At 38.4% G+C, this 16,694-nt stretch carries 18 protein-coding genes; 13 read left to right on the forward strand and 5 right to left on the reverse strand.

All coding sequences use genetic code 11. The annotated features are described in order from the left end of the window. Positions 1-39: 39 nt before the first annotated feature. Both IGJ95_RS00945 and IGJ95_RS00950 read left to right on the forward strand, forming a co-directional pair. The gene (locus IGJ95_RS00945; protein WP_010734373.1) at positions 40-297 is read left to right on the forward strand and encodes a GlsB/YeaQ/YmgE family stress response membrane protein; all 258 of its coding nucleotides are present in this window, start codon (positions 40-42) and stop codon (positions 295-297) included. 100 nt (positions 298-397) lie between these two features. Next, positions 398-2,395, forward strand: coding sequence for a KUP/HAK/KT family potassium transporter (locus IGJ95_RS00950; protein ID WP_010734372.1), 1,998 nt, complete (start codon positions 398-400; stop codon positions 2,393-2,395). A 137-nt stretch (positions 2,396-2,532) separates the two neighbouring features. On the opposite strand, the gene pepG1 is transcribed toward IGJ95_RS00950, so the two are convergent. After that, positions 2,533-2,676: a type I toxin-antitoxin system toxin PepG1 gene (gene pepG1, locus IGJ95_RS00955; protein ID WP_080674301.1), complete on the reverse strand. Its 144-nt coding sequence runs from the start codon at positions 2,674-2,676 to the stop codon at positions 2,533-2,535. Between the two features lie 259 nt (positions 2,677-2,935). On the opposite strand from pepG1, the gene IGJ95_RS00960 reads away from it, so the two are divergent. Next, the gene (locus tag IGJ95_RS00960; protein WP_438761242.1) at positions 2,936-4,234 is read left to right on the forward strand and encodes a hemolysin family protein; all 1,299 of its coding nucleotides are present in this window, start codon (positions 2,936-2,938) and stop codon (positions 4,232-4,234) included. Positions 4,235-4,280: 46 nt separating this feature from the next. On the opposite strand, the gene IGJ95_RS00965 is transcribed toward IGJ95_RS00960, so the two are convergent. The 3 genes from IGJ95_RS00965 to IGJ95_RS00975 all read right to left on the reverse strand — a co-directional run bounded on the left by IGJ95_RS00965 (position 4,281) and on the right by IGJ95_RS00975 (position 7,136). Then, on the reverse strand, positions 4,281-5,657 hold the full coding sequence (locus IGJ95_RS00965) for an MATE family efflux transporter (protein ID WP_010734370.1): 1,377 nt from the start codon (positions 5,655-5,657) through the stop codon (positions 4,281-4,283). Positions 5,658-5,874: 217 nt separating this feature from the next. Then, positions 5,875-6,198, reverse strand: coding sequence for a DUF960 domain-containing protein (locus tag IGJ95_RS00970; RefSeq protein ID WP_019722687.1), 324 nt, complete (start codon positions 6,196-6,198; stop codon positions 5,875-5,877). Between the two features lie 329 nt (positions 6,199-6,527). Next, positions 6,528-7,136, reverse strand: a complete 609-nt coding sequence (locus IGJ95_RS00975) for a 50S ribosomal protein L25/general stress protein Ctc (RefSeq protein WP_023518943.1) — start codon at positions 7,134-7,136, stop codon at positions 6,528-6,530. A gap of 321 nt (positions 7,137-7,457) precedes the next feature. On the opposite strand from IGJ95_RS00975, the gene IGJ95_RS00980 reads away from it, so the two are divergent. From IGJ95_RS00980 to IGJ95_RS01025, 10 genes are all read left to right on the forward strand, one after another. Beyond that, positions 7,458-8,174, forward strand: a complete 717-nt coding sequence (locus tag IGJ95_RS00980) for a 16S rRNA pseudouridine(516) synthase (protein ID WP_023518944.1) — start codon at positions 7,458-7,460, stop codon at positions 8,172-8,174. An 84-nt stretch (positions 8,175-8,258) separates the two neighbouring features. After that, on the forward strand, positions 8,259-8,570 hold the full coding sequence (locus IGJ95_RS00985) for a type II toxin-antitoxin system RelB/DinJ family antitoxin (RefSeq protein WP_010734366.1): 312 nt from the start codon (positions 8,259-8,261) through the stop codon (positions 8,568-8,570). After that, positions 8,563-8,880: a hypothetical protein gene (locus tag IGJ95_RS00990; protein WP_438761244.1), complete on the forward strand. Its 318-nt coding sequence runs from the start codon at positions 8,563-8,565 to the stop codon at positions 8,878-8,880. Before IGJ95_RS00985 ends, IGJ95_RS00990 begins: the two co-directional genes overlap by 8 nt. A gap of 132 nt (positions 8,881-9,012) precedes the next feature. Continuing rightward, on the forward strand, positions 9,013-9,708 hold the full coding sequence (locus IGJ95_RS00995; RefSeq protein WP_010734364.1) for a YjjG family noncanonical pyrimidine nucleotidase: 696 nt from the start codon (positions 9,013-9,015) through the stop codon (positions 9,706-9,708). Positions 9,709-9,791: 83 nt separating this feature from the next. Beyond that, positions 9,792-10,421, forward strand: coding sequence for a uridine kinase (gene udk / locus IGJ95_RS01000; RefSeq protein ID WP_010734363.1), 630 nt, complete (start codon positions 9,792-9,794; stop codon positions 10,419-10,421). Positions 10,422-10,753: 332 nt separating this feature from the next. Beyond that, positions 10,754-11,356, forward strand: coding sequence for a TVP38/TMEM64 family protein (locus tag IGJ95_RS01005; RefSeq protein WP_010734362.1), 603 nt, complete (start codon positions 10,754-10,756; stop codon positions 11,354-11,356). 25 nt (positions 11,357-11,381) lie between these two features. Further along, the gene (locus IGJ95_RS01010; protein WP_175401354.1) at positions 11,382-11,870 is read left to right on the forward strand and encodes a GNAT family N-acetyltransferase; all 489 of its coding nucleotides are present in this window, start codon (positions 11,382-11,384) and stop codon (positions 11,868-11,870) included. Between the two features lie 434 nt (positions 11,871-12,304). Then, positions 12,305-13,678 carry a hypothetical protein gene (locus tag IGJ95_RS01015; RefSeq protein WP_023518946.1) on the forward strand — a complete coding sequence of 458 codons (1,374 nt, stop codon included), beginning with the start codon at positions 12,305-12,307 and terminating at the stop codon, positions 13,676-13,678. Further along, entirely contained in the window at positions 13,659-14,105 is a 447-nt protein-coding gene (locus IGJ95_RS01020) for a YaiI/YqxD family protein (protein WP_010734359.1), read from the forward strand. The genes IGJ95_RS01015 and IGJ95_RS01020 overlap by 20 nt, the downstream gene beginning before the upstream one ends. A 175-nt stretch (positions 14,106-14,280) precedes the next feature. Further along, the gene (locus IGJ95_RS01025; protein WP_010734357.1) at positions 14,281-14,646 is read left to right on the forward strand and encodes a DUF2512 family protein; all 366 of its coding nucleotides are present in this window, start codon (positions 14,281-14,283) and stop codon (positions 14,644-14,646) included. A 179-nt stretch (positions 14,647-14,825) separates the two neighbouring features. Here the strand turns inward: IGJ95_RS01025 and IGJ95_RS01030 are convergent, their stop codons facing one another. Beyond that, a complete protein-coding gene (locus tag IGJ95_RS01030) occupies positions 14,826-16,571 on the reverse strand; it encodes an ABC1 kinase family protein (RefSeq protein ID WP_010734356.1) in 1,746 nt (581 codons plus the stop codon). Positions 16,572-16,694: the final 123 nt, after the last annotated feature.

Raw genomic sequence — 16,694 nt, forward strand, 5'->3', positions numbered from 1 at the left:
AAACACTTAGTTATTTAAAGTGCAAAAGGAGGAATGGAAATGATCCATTTTTTATTCTCATTGATAGTAGGTGGCATATTAGGATTCGTTGCTGGAGCTGTTCTTAATGAAGATGTACCAGGAGGCGTCACTGGAAATATTATCATTGGTTTCTTTGGAAGTTGGTTAGGTGAATTTGTGTTAGGCGATCTAGGTCCATCTATCAGTGGCTTTTATCTTATCCCATCCTTAATCGGGGCACTCGTTTGTTTAGCTCTCTACTCATTTACTGCTGATTATTTAAGAAGGCATCGTTGACTTAGTTATTTTTATCGAATTTATTGACACCAAGGTTGAATCCTTGGATAATTAGGTGAAATTTAGGTCAATCATAGGATTGGAGAAATGAGGGGGAACAGTGACAACAAAGCATAACACAAAAAAAATCTCGATGGCAGGGTTACTCGTAGCCATGGGAGTTGTTTATGGAGATATCGGTACGAGTCCGCTTTATGTAATGAAAGCAATCGTAGAAGACAATGGCGGCTTGCGAGGGATTAACCCAGATTTTGTTATCGGAGCAGTCTCCTTGATTTTTTGGACTTTGACATTATTAACGACGATCAAATATGTCGTGATTGCATTAAATGCAGATAACCATGGGGAAGGTGGTATCTTTTCTTTATATACTTTGGTTAGAAAAGGCGGTAAATATCTGATCATACCTGCAATGATCGGTGGCGCAGCATTGTTAGCAGATGGCGTACTGACACCTGCTGTAACGGTTACGACCGCTATTGAAGGATTACGTGGGATTCCACAATTCTTTGACCGTTTTGGCAATGACCAGAACATCATCGTCATTATTACTTTAGTTATTATTTTTGTTTTATTCATGGTCCAACGATTTGGTACAGAAGTCGTCGGGAAAGCATTTGGCCCGATTATGTTTTTATGGTTCACCTTTTTAGGCGCTATGGGATTGTTTAATTTCAGTCAAGACTGGACAGTAATCCGTGCCTTAAATCCTTATTATGCGATCCAGTTGCTATTTAGTCCTGATAATAAGCTCGGTTTATTCATTCTAGGAAATATCTTTTTGGCAACTACTGGGGCAGAGGCGCTTTATTCTGACTTAGGACATGTTGGAAAACGAAACATCCGTTTAAGCTGGCCATACGTTAAAGTATGTTTGGTATTGAATTATTTTGGGCAGGCAGCATGGCTGTTGAATGTCTATCAAAATCCAGAAACACAAGCGATCGAAAACTTGAATCCATTTTTCCAAATGATGCCGGCTAGTTTTACTGTCATTGGGGTCATATTTGCAACGATTGCGGCTGTTATCGCTTCGCAAGCGCTAATTACTGGATCATTTACTCTAGTTTCAGAAGCAATCAAATTGAAATTATTGCCTCGATTGAAAATCATGTATCCTGGAAGCAGTATCGGACAGATGTATATTCCGGCAGTGAATTTGATTCTATGGATTGCTTGTTCACTTGTTGTTGTTACCTTCAGAACCTCACATCATATGGAAGCTGCGTACGGGCTGTCCATTACCGTAACGATGTTGATGACGACTGCCTTACTTTATTTCTATTTGCTCCAAACTGGCTATCCGAAGTGGTTGGCTCATACAATTACCTTTTTCTTTGGGGCAATCGAAGTCGTCTTCTTTATTTCAAGTATCGTGAAGTTCTTCCATGGTGGTTTTGTCGCTGTGCTGATTGCTTTAGTCATTCTAGCAGTCATGTTTGTTTGGGAACAAGGAAATATCATTCGTGAATCGGTCGCAGAAGAAGTGGCATTAAAAGAATATATTCCACAACTTCAAGCATTGAAAGAGGACAAATCCTTACCAATGTATCAAACAAATGTGGTTTTCTTAGTGCCAGATATGGCAGATGGGAAGGTCGGTCGTCAGTTCGTGTATTCTATTTTAGATAAACGACCAAAGCGGGCGAAGGCCTATTGGTTTGTCCATGTAGAAGTAACCGATGAACCTTATACGAAAGAATATCAAGTGGATATGATGGGGACCGATTTCGTTGTTCAAGTGAACCTGTTCTTAGGATTCCGCGTGCAACAAGAAATCAATGTCTACGTTCGACAAATCATCCACGATTTAATGAAACAAGGACGTCTACCAAAACAACCACAGACGTATTCATTGACTCCCGGAAGAGAAGTCGGCGATTTCCAATTCATCTTGATCGACGAAGTAGTTTCCAATGTAACAACTCTTGGGAAATGGGAACGACAAATCATGCAAGCTAAACTTGCCATCAAGAAAATCGCTACGACGCCAGAAACATGGTTTGGTTTAGAATACAGTGAAGTCAAACATGAAACAGTACCTTTACTGATTGGTGGAACAAGAAAAACGTGGTTGAAAGAACGAAAAAATAAGTAGATAAAAAATTAGTTTATGCTATACTAAATCTGAAAAGAGGAGTTGCGTCAACAACTCCCCTTTGACAGTACCGCTTAATTAACAGCGGCATATTTCAACTTATTTTTTACAAAATAACCGTCCTAAGCCGAGGACGGTTATTTCTTTTTGTCGTCGCTAAGCAATGCTACAACCAATGTGACCAGAGCGATGGTAAACATGCCAAAGCTGAGCATCAATTGGACTGTATCGAGTGCCGACAAAAGGCGTCTCCTTTCGTAAGATTTAGAAAGTATGTGCATACGCACCACCTCGTTTTCGAAGGATAGCCACCGTCATTAAACTGTACTGTCACGTAATAGCATAGCACATGCGCACATTTTAAACCTTAATTTATAAATTTTCTTGTTATTGAATAGCTGTTGAATGCTAGTGATACAAGTGAATAAATCCTCCCATTATTTAGAGTGATCTAGTGGAGAAGCAGAAATCAAAAGCCTCCTAGTTATACTCTTTTTACGAAAAGTTGTACAATTGAAATGGAAAAGTGAGGCGAAACAAATGGTATTAAATTTTGTCATATTATTTTTGATGATAGCAATCACTGCTTTTTTTGTTGCGAGTGAATTTGCTTTGGTAAAAATCAGACGTTCCCGTTTAGAGCAATTGGAAAAAGACGACGTGAAGAACGCCAAACTAGCGCTTCATGTGACCCATCATTTAGACGATTATTTATCTGCAAGTCAGTTGGGTATCACATTGACAGGCTTGATCATTGGTTGGGTTGGCGAAGGTTCTGTGGCAGCATTGTTGGAACCTTGGATCGGTCAACTTCCGATCGGACGGGGAATAAGTGCAACGATCTCTGTCGCATTAGGGTTCATTCTGGTGACGTATGTCGACGTTGTGGTGGGGGAACTTTTGCCGAAAAGTTATAGTATCGTCAATACGGAACAAGTGGTGTTATTCGTAGTCAGACCCTTGCATTATTTTTATCTGGCGATGTTTCCTTTCATCTGGGTATTGAATCATTCGGCAGCAAGCTTAGGTAAATTGCTAGGCGTGAAACTAGTATCAGAAGGTGAAGAGACACTCTCGCAAGAAGAATTGACTTTAGTTGCCCTCAATTCTTACCAGCAAGGTGAGTTGACAAAGGATGAATACCAGTACTTAGAAAATGTCTTTGAATTTGATGACACGCTGGCAAAAGACATTCAAGTAGATCGGACATCGATGCAAGTTTTTGATGCGTCAGATACAGTCAAACAAGCCATCAAGGAATCGATTGAACGTGGGCATACGAGATATCCTGTCATACTGGAATCCAAAGATAATGTGTTAGGATACGTGACATTACCTGCGTTGATCAAACAATCTTTAGAAGATGACCAGATAACGGTGGAGTCTCTGATTGAAGAACCAATCGTGACAGCAGAAACTATCCCCATCAAAAAACTATTGACGATTATGCGAAGAAAAGGAAAACATATAGCGATCTTAAAGGATGAATATGGTGGGACAAGTGGACTTGTCACGATCGAAGATATTTTAGAAGAGATCGTCGGTGAGATTCGAGATGAAACAGATGTGGACCAAGCGTTGATTGCGAAACAAGAAGATGGTAGCTATATTGTTTCAGGTAAGTTGACGCTTGATGATTTTGAGAGCTACTTCAATGAAGATGTGCCAGAATTTGAAGAAACAAATTTCATCACTCTGGCTGGTTTTATGTCGAGCTATCAAAAAGATATCGAGGCAGGTACAGTGATTACGATCGATCAATTTCAATTCACCGTTTTAGAATATGATCATGCACATATCGACTATTTCAGCTTGGTGATTTTACCAACGAATCCATAAAAAAAAGTGTTCTTCCCATAATATAGGAGGAACACTTTTTTTGAATCTAATAACTGATTTCAGCATCTTCAATTGAAAATTGCTGTTGTTCGGCATCTAACTGTTTCAAATGTTTCACAGCGCGGATATAAGAGTAGAGCAAGACAATGACAGAACCAGCCCAAGCAAGTGGTGAAGCAAGAGCAGCACCTGGATAGCCCCAGATCCCAGTCAGAATGATCGCAGCGAAAGAACGCATGATCAGCTCCATCATCCCTGCAATTGTCGGTACTTTACTTTGACCAAGCCCTTGTAAAGTGTAACGTAAGATAAATAGGATAGCTAAGATCCAGTAAAGGGAGCCGTTGATGTTGAAATACGTTTGCGCCAAATCAAAAACGACAGTTTCATTTGGGCTGACAAACAAGCTCACCAATGGTCGGCCAAGGAAAATAACAATTGCTCCGGCTAAGAAACTAAAGCCAATACTCATGACTAATGTTTGACGAACGCCTTTTAAGATACGTCCATATTGTTTCGCTCCATAGTTTTGTGCTGCAAAAGTCGCCATCGCAATCCCAAAGGACATCATAGGTTGAACAGCAAATTGATCGATTCGACCAGCTGCGGCTTGGGCAGCTACGACATCTGTACCTAAGCTGTTTAATGCAGATTGCAAGACGATTGCACCAATCGCAATGATCGAAGATTGGAACGCCATTGGTAAAGCAACATTTAAATGTGTGCGGATCTCTTGTTTATCGAACGAAAAATCTTTTTTACGTAATTGAAGCATCGGAATCTTTTTCTTGATATAGACGATACATAATAGACTAGAAGCAATTTGCGCAATCACTGTTGCAATAGCAGCACCTTCTACTCCCATACCGAAGTTGATAATAAAGATCAAATCCAAGACAACATTGATAATTACCGCAACGATCAAAAAGAGTAAAGGCGTTCGACTATCACCAAGTGCGCGAATAACATTTGACAATAAATTGAAGCTGACGGCAGCAAAGATTCCCCATAGGATGATGACGATGAATGTTTGTGCTTCATCGATGATATCTGCAGGTGTTTGCATCAACTGGAGCATCGGACGAATAAATACTAAGCTAAGGACGGTTAAAATCACAGTAACAATGACACTAATCATGACACTTGTAGCAAAACTTTTTTTCAAACCACGGAAGTCTTTCGCACCATATCGTTGTGCTGTAATAATGGCTAAACCAGCGGTTAGACCTTGAGCAAAGCCAATAATCAAGAAAGTCAATCCACCGGTAGCTCCTACAGCTGCTAGTGAGTTTTTCCCTAATGTCTGCCCAACGATGATCATATCGACCATGTTGTAAAACTGCTGAAAAACATTGCCTATCAATAAAGGGACAGTAAATAGCAAAATCAGTTTGGCTGGGCTTCCTTTTGTTAAATCGCGCATCTTGTAAACTCCTTATTTCTTTTAAAATTTAGTTAGTAGTATATAGTGTTTACCCTTGGAATACCAATTAGAATCTCATGATAAATAAATAGCTAAAATGCTTTGTGTTTTCTGAAAATTTTCAGATAAGGTCATCATAAAAGTAGCCAAGAAGTGAGTCTGCGATGAAAATCAAAGAGTCAACTACTTGGCTATCGTGCAAAACAAAGGGTTTATTTTAGTACTGTTTAATTTCACTTGGGAGAAGAATGGTTTCTCTGGTCCCATCATCATAGGCAAATACTTGCGCCGGATACTGTGGAGAATAAGGGAATGGCAAATCGATCCCCATCTCAACGGTACTGCCCGCTTGAGAAAAATGCAAGGTTACTTTTCCATGATTGTTCATTAAATCAAAAGCTAAAATATTATCTAACGGAATAACACCCTTAAGGTCTAAATCAATAATGAACCAGATACTATCGATCAGTTCATCTGGTAAACTTGATACCACACCTAATGATGCGTATCGATTACGGTTATTATCAAAACTTTCAAACATCGGCTTAGCCTCCTTTGTCTAAAAAACCGAAATGACGAGAACAACATATTATTATCAGGATAAACGAGTTATACTTTTTTAACGTTGGTTCATTCTAATAAACATTTATACAAAATGCAACAATATTTGCATACTTTTTTTCAAAGTATAAGAAACTTTTAAGAGGACTTCAAGAAACCTTATTATATAAGGGTTTTTGCGCTTATCAAAAAACAAATAAGGGTTGATAAATAGGAATATACCATTCTTAAAACAATTTTTTTTTTTAAGTGGGAATTAAAAAAAACGAAGCAATGACACAAGTCACTGCTTCGTTGATCAAAAGACGTTTATTCTTCAGTTGAACCAATCACTTCTGGTTCTGCTGCTTCACCAGTTGATTCTTCTTCTTCTGTTGGTGCAACAACTGCGGCGATTTGTTCTTCTCCATCAGTAATGATCGTGTATGCGTCATTTTTCGGTAGATCCGCTACAGTGATCGAATCACCTAATGCTAAATCAGTGATATCCACTTCGATGTTTTCTGGTAATTGATCTGGCGTAGCAGAAACAATCACAGTATATAAGTTTTGAGCCAATACACCACCAGATTTTACACCAGTAGATTCGCCGACAAGGACAACTTCTGTTTCGACTTCTGTTTCTTCTGTCATATTAACAGATAGGAATTCCACGTGTTCTAATTGGTTGGTAAATGTGTTTGATTGGATTTTATGAACAAGTGTGTTGACTTTTTTTCCTTCAATGTTCATTGTGATAACTGTGTTTGCGGCATTCTCACGCAATACTTTACTAAATGTCGCACTATCAAATGAAATTGGCGTGCTTTCTACATTGTAGCCATAAACGATTGCAGGAACTTTTCCTTCATGACGCAATTTGTTTCTCAATGAACGGGGACGTACTTCTCTTTTACTTACTTCTAATGATACTGACATAACCAAAATTCCTCCTTAAAATGTGACTGTCTGCTTTGGTGTCAGACAGATTTTATTTAAGTGAATGTCACATGGTCTCTTGCACATTATCAGGTAGCGCGAAAAAACGCAAAAAGACAGATGCGCGCATCTGCCCTTAAAAAGTCAGGATTCAACTTTTCTCCACCAGGTCATTACGCTGTGTATGAGAAATCCAATTCACTTTACTCTTTAACCGTAACGCGATTCACTGAGTAAGTCAAGGAAACAACTTAGCGTTTCCATTTTGCATGGTGTATGATTCAGGTTATAATGCTTATGTAGCTAGGAAAGGAAGCAGTTATGCGGTTAGATAAATTAATAGAAAAAGAATTAGAAACATCACGTAAAGAGATGAAACGACTTTTTGCGATGAAACTCGTACGTATCGATGGTAAAGTGGAACAGAAACAGAATCGTAATGTGGATAGTTTGCTCCACTGTATCGAAGTGGATGGCGTAAAGCTACATACAAATGAAGTATACTTTATACTGAATAAACCGAAAAGAGCAGTAACAGCGGTGACGGACATTCACAAAACGACTGTTATCGATTTGTTGGCTTCAGCCGATCGCACACAACCTTTGTATCCAGTTGGGCGATTAGACCGAGATACAACAGGTTTATCGTTGATCACTTCCAATGGCCAATTAGGTTATGAAATGTTGTTGCCTGATAAAAAAGTACAGAAAACATATGTAGCAGTTGTCAATGAACAAGTGACAGAAGCTGATCGAATTGCTTTTGAAAAAGGAATTGTTTTTGATGGTGGTTACCAATGCTTACCTGCACATTTAGAGATTCTTGTCGCGCAACATAAAAAAAGTATCGTACGACTGACGATCGAAGAGGGGAAATTCCATCAAGTGAAAAAGATGTTTTTAGCTTGTGGAAAAAAAGTCACTGCATTGCAACGAATCAGCATGGGCCCATTACAACTAGATCCGCATTTGACTGAAGGATCTTATCGCTCATTGACGTTAGACGAACTAAAAAAATTAAAAAAATATTTTAAATAGTAATAATCATGAATTGATCGTTCATTCAATGAGTTTGTTTTACACTCCTATTAGGAGTAAAATAGGAGTGAGAGGTGATGTTCTATGTCTGAAATCAAAGAAAAAGATAAAACCAACGAAAAAAAGAAAGTCCAAGTGAATATCAATAAGAATCTAGCTACTGACGTCGAAAGCATTTTAGATTCATTAGGAGTAAATCCATCAATCTTAATCACTGCTTTATATAAAAGGGTAGCTGCCAGAGGAGAAATTCCATTTGAGTTATCTTTAACAAGTAAAGAGAAGGCTGAACTGCAGTTAATGAGAGTTGCGGAAGAGTCTGTTGAAACTAATCCGCCAGAAAATAGCGGTGACCACGAAGATCTAGTGTCATGGATGAGAGATCTAGATGAATAGTCATGACGTGTTCTTGATCTATATTCCCTTTAACGATGGCAGTGGAGGGAAAACTCGTCCTGCTATTGCTATCCGTGTTCGAAGCAGAGGTTCATTCTTGATTCTTCCTATTACAAGTAAATATGAGAATAAATCAAAGGCGATCAAAAAGCGATATTATGAAATAAAAGACTTAGATTCTGCAGAATTAAACAAGAAATCTTGGGTAGGTACAGGAAACCGATTTGAATTGAAGAGTAATTTCAATCCCTACAGAGTCATTGGACATTTCTCAGAAGAAGATATTATTGGACTTTCTAAAATGATTTAGTGTCATTTAATAAGCAAGTGCACAGCCGGCGGTTCTAAGGCACTTGTTTATTTCTTTTATAGATAAACAATCAACAACCCACGAAAATGCAAATAAACGAAATATCAAATATAGAAGAAATAGGAGAATCAGATGAAATATCATACATTATTATTCGACGTAGATGATACGTTGTTAGATTTTCAACAAACAGAAACAGAAGCCTTGCACCAATTGTTTGCGGAACAAGGCATTGAACTGACACCAGAGATCAGAACAAGTTATAAAGCATTGAATCATCATTTATGGCGAGAATTTGAAAAGGGGCAGATGACAAGAGATGAAGTGACAGGCAACCGCTTTGGTCTGTTGTTCCAACAGTTTGGCAAGACCGTAGATAGCCAAGCAATGGATCAACGTTATCGACATTATTTGAATCAGGGCCATCATTGGATTCCTGGAAGCCATGAATTACTGGAAGCAGTGTCAAGTGAAGCAGAACTTTATATAGTGACGAATGGGGTTTCTCAAACCCAACATCAACGATTAACAGATGCTCGGATGATTCATTATTTTCGAGAAATTTTTGTCTCAGAAGCGATTGGCGCACAAAAGCCAATGAAGGCTTTTTTTGATCACGTGTTTGCTAATATTCCTGAGTTGGACAAAGAACGAACGGTGATTATCGGTGATTCACTGACTTCTGATATCAAAGGTGGAAATGAAGCAGGGATCGATACGATCTGGTTCAATAAAAATAAGTTGCCTGAAATACCAGAGATCCAACCAACCTATCGGATTGATTCTTTAGAAGAACTTTACCCGCTCTTGGAAATCTCACCTCATTAATTTTCAGAAAAATAGTGCATTTTCCTTTTTTTTCGCTATAATAGATTAGAATGAAAAAACGGATATGAAAGAGGTTTTAGTCAATGACAAAAAGCAAGCCAATTATCATTGGTGTGACGGGCGGATCGGGAAGCGGAAAGACAAGCGTCAGCCGAGGGATTTTTAGTCACTTTCCAGACCACTCCATCATGATGCTTGAACAAGATTCTTATTATAAAGATCAAAGTCATCTTAGCTTTGAAGAACGGTTGAATACAAACTACGATCATCCTTTTGCCTTTGATAATGAACTGCTGATCCAGCACGTTGAAAAACTACTGAACTATGAAGCCATTGAAAAACCAGTCTATGATTATGTTGCTCATACGAGAAGTCAAGCAACAATCATCCAAGAACCAAAAGAAGTGATTATTTTGGAAGGTATCTTGATTTTAGAAGACGAGCGTTTACGTGATTTGATGGATATCAAGATCTATGTAGATACAGACGATGACATTCGGATCATTCGCCGGATCAAACGTGATATGGAAGAGCGCGGCCGTACCTTAGATTCTGTGATCGAACAATATTTAACAGTCGTTAAGCCGATGTATCATCAGTTTATTGAACCAACAAAACGTTACGCTGATATTATCGTTCCAGAAGGTGGCGAAAATCACGTAGCTATTGACTTGATCACAACGAAAGTTGCTAGTTTTTTGAATCACCAGTAAAAAGATAAGAACAGGTGTTAGAACTGAAGTAGCCGTTATGCCTATCTTCTAAAACCAAATAAACGGCGTTTTATAAGTAACTTCTGCGGGTAATCAGCCATAAAGGAAGTGCTCAAATCCGAGAAATAAGCGTGAAAAACCGAAAATTTTTCTTCAAATTTTTGGGATTTCACGCTTATTTCTGAAGGAGCTACTTCACGTTGTTTACTCGGGCTTAGGAGGCACAAGAGGATCAAGCTTCTGTTGTTCGAAGTTGCATACGACGATTTTGTAGTTGTTCATTACTTGTTCTTTTATGAAACATAGAAAAATGAAAAGTGTAGGAGAAGCGTATGGCTGAGAAGAAAACATGGGTACATAGAACCATCCAAGTCGCACCACTCGTTGGATTAAGTATTTTTTTCATATTGATCATGTATGGCTATCGACATGGAATCTTTCAATCAGCAGATTCTTTGCAACAATTCATGCAACAGTTTGGGAGCTATGCGATCATTTTATTTATTCTTATCCAAATCATCCAAGTGATCATTCCGATTCTGCCAGGAGGGATTTCTTCTGTTGCAGGGATGTTGATGTTTGGAAATGTCTTTGGGTTGCTGTATAGTTGTATTGGCTTGATTATTGGTGAAGCAATCGGTTTTTTATTCGTGCGTTATTATGGTACGAGTTTTGTCCGTTTTATCTTATCACCAAAAAAATTCCAAAAATTTGAACAGCTAGTCATTGAAAAAACAAACAATATCAAAAAGGTATTGATCGTTACCTTACTTTTACCTTTTGCGCCAGATGATTTGATTTGTCTCGTCGCTGGATTGACGAAGCTTTCATTTAGAGAATACATGCAAATTGTTATTCTTTTAAAACCTTGGTCGGTCGCTGTATATAGTATGATCATGTTGTTTTTATTCCAGCAAGCACAAGGGCATTTTTAGTTCATTGAATGGAGGAAGTAAAATGTTGGAGAAAGTAGTAGTAACTGAGAAAGAACTCGATGAACTCGTGACAGTTATCCATGAAGTATGGCCCGAAGCCTTTACGCCGATTATCGGTCAAAAGCAAGTCGCTTATATGTTGGAGACGTATCAATCGAAAGAACAGATCGGAAAAGAATGTGCAGCAGGGGTCAACTATTTCTTATTGAAGTTAGAGGGAAAAACGATTGGCTATACTGCTTATGAAAAGATGGGTTCTTCGATCTATTTAAGTAAACTCTATATTCTTCGAGACGTACGAGGGAAAGGTTTGACCTCAGAAGTCTTTCGTTGGTACGAACAATTAGCAAAAGAAACAGAAGCACAGGAGATTTTCTTGCGTGTCAATCAAGGAAATCAACAAGCAATCGCAGTCTATCAACATCAGGGATTTGTCATTGAGGGAGAATTGATCAGCGATATCGGCGAAGGATTTCAAATGGTTGATTATAAAATGAAAAAAAGACTCGCATAAAATGGTAGCTTGTGTTAAAGTATACGTTATGCGACGGGTCGAGAAGATCTCTGAACGTTAGAGGTCTAATTGATTTTGGCGGCACATGATCCACGGATCACCTACCGGATGTAGGCGTGCTGGACAAGACTTTTGTGGAGAAGGACTTGTCTGTCTGATTCTTTCAGGCACCAGTGAGTGGCGAACAGAAATGTTCAGCACTCAAAAATAAGCAGGGATTCCCAAATTTGCTAGTCAAATTTTGTGGAGTTCCTGCTTTTTTGTCTATCGGTTGGCTGCGGATCAGTGGGCTGCTTTCACAACCTCTATAGGGTGTTGGCTGCTTTGCTCCTATGGTATAATCAGTTTTGTACCTACAGACATATGGGTATGCCTATAGAGATGATGCGTTGACATGACAAGTAACTCATGTTTAACACGTAAGGAGTTTTTATATGATTGATAATATCAAACGATTTGGGCGGAACTTTACCCAGACGACACCTTTTATTTTGAGTAATACGGTTATCTTGGTGCCGTATCTTTTATTTTTAAGTTTGAGTGATGGGAACCAATGGTTGTCGATTTTACCCTTCACTTTGTTCTATACCTTTCGAATGACAGGTCTGTTTTTAGTTAGTAGTATTCGCTTTGGTCTGGATAGTTATACCTTGTTGATGATTTCTTTATTGATGGGTGGCGCAGGTTCGTTGATCGGGATTTTTGGCGTCCTTTATTTCCCGCTGTATTATCTGTCAAGTGTACTTTTAGGACTAAGTGCGGCATGGCTGATCCCCACAAATATCACAGTGAATTACCATGAAAAACAACAGGGATTCACGAACATGTCAGCAAATAAATTTCCATTTGCGATCCTGTTGTTGCTTGTTTTGTTTCGGGTGATCGAGCTTCCCGGGTCGACGCAAGTCGTGATGACGTTAGCGTTATATACATTGTTCTACATTATGGCATACCATACGATCAGTCATTATCCTCGCTATGAATTGGATTTTAAAGAGATGAAGTCGAATGTGGTAGTGACCAAAGAGTTGCTTTTATTTATCGGCTTTTTCGTTTTGTTGTTTCTTTTGAGAAATGCTCGTTTGTTGATTGATCCTGCATTATTTGACGTAGCAATCTATGGATTTATGCTGTTGTTTCTATTTGCAGCTTTTTATCTTGGAAGGGCTAGAAAGCAGTGGAAATTACCTACTTGGTTAAATAGTTTTACTTTTCTGAATGGCATGTTAGGTAATTTTCTTTTTTTATTCGGGACACTTTATATCGGCCGCGTCTATGGTTTCGACTATTTAGGCGTATATATGTATTTACCTTATATTGCAGGCATGGTGTTAGCCAAAATCATTGGCAATCAAGCAATCCAGATTCCCACGATCGAACCAGTCCTCATTCAATTAGCTGGATTATTTAGTTCGTTGATGGTTCTGTTACTTCCACAAATCGGCTTTGTGGTTGGTTTATTCTTATTAAGTTTTTGGCACGCGGTAGTAGGTAGTTGGTTGAATCGTACGTATTATGAGATCGATACAGAAATACCGATGGATAATCGTGTGATCAAAAAGTTTACGACACAAAACAAAGGAAGTGTGACCCATCAATTTTTATTGATGTCATTGCTGTTGGTGACGGCACGATGGTTGGACGAACCTGTGAGTGTATTGCTCCAATTGACTGGTAGTCTGAGCGTACCAAAAGCGATGATCCAATTGTTAGTTTACGTAAAATGGATAAATGTCAGTGTATTGATCCTGGGAGTAATCGCTGTTTATCTTTTATGGAGGAAAGAACATGCAAAAAATATTCATTGATGGTGACGGCTCCCCAGTGAAAAATGACGTGATTGAAATTGCGGCATCTTTTCAATTAGAGGTGATGATCGTGACAAGTGTCGATCACTATACCAATAAAGAGTATCCAAGCTATGTACAGTTTGTATACGTCGATAAAGGGGCAGACAGTGCAGATTATAAAATCGTCGGGCTGATCAAAAAAGGTGATTTTTTGATCACTCAAGATTATGGCTTAGCTTCATTGGTCTTACCTAAAGGTGTTCGAGTCTTTCATCAATCGGGGAAGGAATTTGATACCACGAACATTGATGGATTATTAGAACAACGTTATCAAAGCAGTAAGTTGAGAAAAGCGGGCATTCGGACGAAAGGGCCGAAGCCTTTCACTCATGAAGATCACCAAAGGTTCAAAAAAGCGTTGATCCGAGCGCTTGCAGAAATTTGAATAGAATATAAAATAGGTGAACATTGTTTCTAACTAAACAGAAGCGGTGTTCCTCTTTTTTATTACTAAAAAAGTACGATATCTTTGATTGATTCTATAACAAAAGATATAATTATGAAGATTATTTAATTATATAATCATATATTTTTAACCAAAAAAGAAGGGAGTGCAGAAAATGAAACATGTGAAGGCGTTGGTGGTAAAAGCAATCATGATTTGGGCAATTTTGTGGATCGTTTTAACGGGACTGTATGGTGTTAGTTTCATGGATTCAACGATTGTCGGAGTAATCATTGTTGTCATGATCTATGTATTAGGTGATTTATTGATTTTACGAAAAGTAGGAAATATCGCGGCTACAATTGCAGATGCTGGTTCAGCTGCAGCCATTCTATGGTTATATCTTTATTTTATGAACGATATGACGGATATTTGGATGAAGGTTTTAGTACCGGCGGTATTGATCGGGATCGCTGAATGGTTCTTCCATAAGTGGTTGCTCTCGCAAAGAATCGTACCAGATGAACGAAAAATGAAATAATCAAAACAAAAAAGCTAAAATTATCAAATAGATAGCGAGTAAAAGGCTACAGACTAAAAAACAGGAATAGTCGTATCCGCAACTCTAATCATCAAGCAATGAGGTTGTGTCAAAAGTACACAGCTAAAAAAATAAACGAGAACATCCGAAAATAGTTTCATATTTTGGGATGTTTTCGTTTATTTTCGTCTTTTTTTATAATAGTTGATCAGTGTATCAATGGCTAAAAAGAGAATGACCACAGCTGCGATCGTATACGTGAATATACCTAATAGTGTAATAAAATTGATTTGATCGTCTGGTGCAGCTTGGACAAGCAACGAAGAGCCGACGATCAATGCGGCGAGTATCACACCAAATACTAAACGGTTCACCATACTTTCGATCCGGTTCATCAGTTGGTCTTGTTTTTTTAGTTCCAAATTGATTTTTCCTTGTCCAGAACGCCAAGTTTCTAGAAGGTGATAGACTTGTTGCGGGATTTTCGGTACGGTTTTGATACCATCGAGTATATCTAAGCCCGCTTGCTTCAAGGTATCTTCGACAGAGAGATGTGCTAAGAAATATCGTTGTGCAATGGGCGTAGCGACTTCCATCAAAGATACTTCAGGATCAAGGACACGAATCACTCCTTCTAATGTGCTAAACGCTTTAAGCAATAACGTGATATCACGATCGATTTGTAAGTTGTTCTGGTGGCAAATCGAGACGATCTGCGCAAAGACTTCTTGCAAGTCGATTTCTTCAATGGGGAGGTCTAAATATTGCGTCAAAAAGCTAGCGAGTTGTTGATGGAATTCACTTTCATCAAAAGGCCCTTCTTGTTGACATAAGTTGATGACGGCTTTTTCAATACGGTAAATATCTCGTGTATAAATCGCTAAAACGATTTCCATCAGCTTTTGTCTTAGCGAAGCGGAGAGACTACCCATCATACCGAAATCAATATAACTGATTGTATATGGTTGCAATGGTTCAGTGACAGTAGCAGTCGTTTTGAAAGAAATCGAGCCTAGTTGTTTTTGGTGTTCTTTTGTGTCTGTCGTTACATTTTCTGAAAGTTCTTCAACGCTTAAAGGATGGAACAATAAATTCCCAGGATGTGGATCGGCATGAAAAAAGCCATCGTCAAAGATTTGCTTCATAAAATGTTCGATCAATCGTTTAGCCACTTGTTGTTTCAATTGAGTATTCGTAAGTGTCTCAATGAGGCGTTCATCCGTTTCTTCAAGATTCATCAATTGGTTGAAGTTCTTTCCAGACATTTCTTCCATCACAATAACTTTTTTTGTGCAAAGTGCCTCATAGATTTTAGGGGATCTAATTTCATACCAATGGTTGTTTAGATTATAGAAACGTGCACCATTTTGACTTTCTTTGTAGAAGTCCAATTCGTTTGTCAATGAACGTTTGACTTCTTGCAACACGCCTTTTAAATCGATGACGCTTGTTTCAGGAATATATTTGATCAAAGGAATCGCCCGTTCGAATAACTGTAAGTCCATCATGATTTCCTTCGCAATATTTGGATGTTGGACTTTTACAACGACTGCATCGCCATTCTTTAACGTTGCACGATGCGCTTGACCCATAGAGGCAGAAGCGAAAGGTGCTTTATTGAAGCTAGTAAAAATCGTTTCTAAGGATGCGTCTAATTCCTGTTCAATCGTTTTTTTCGTCGTGACAAAGGGATCACTTGGTACATTGTCTTGCAATGTTTTGAATGTCTTAGTAAACTCAGCAGAGAGTAAGTCATCACGGACAGAAAGCATTTGCCCAATTTTTATAAAGGTTGAGCCAAGTTCTTCAAAGGCTTTTTTTACTTGTTCAGGATTTTTTTGTTGGATCAGATTAGGCAGAACATTTTCTTTGATGAATACGTGAATGATTTCTGTTAACCGGCTTCGAGAAGTAGTTTTGGTCATAACTATGCCTCCTTTCTCTTATCATAACGATAAAGAAAAAAAGCGACAACTATTCCGCTGTTTTTTGAATAAAATGACATGTACCTCACCTTTTTTCAAATAAGCTGTTTGCATCTTTTGTTT

The sequence above is a fragment of the Enterococcus sp. AZ156 genome, assembly GCF_051714165.1.
GTDB lineage: Bacteria > Bacillota > Bacilli > Lactobacillales > Enterococcaceae > Enterococcus_B > Enterococcus_B pernyi.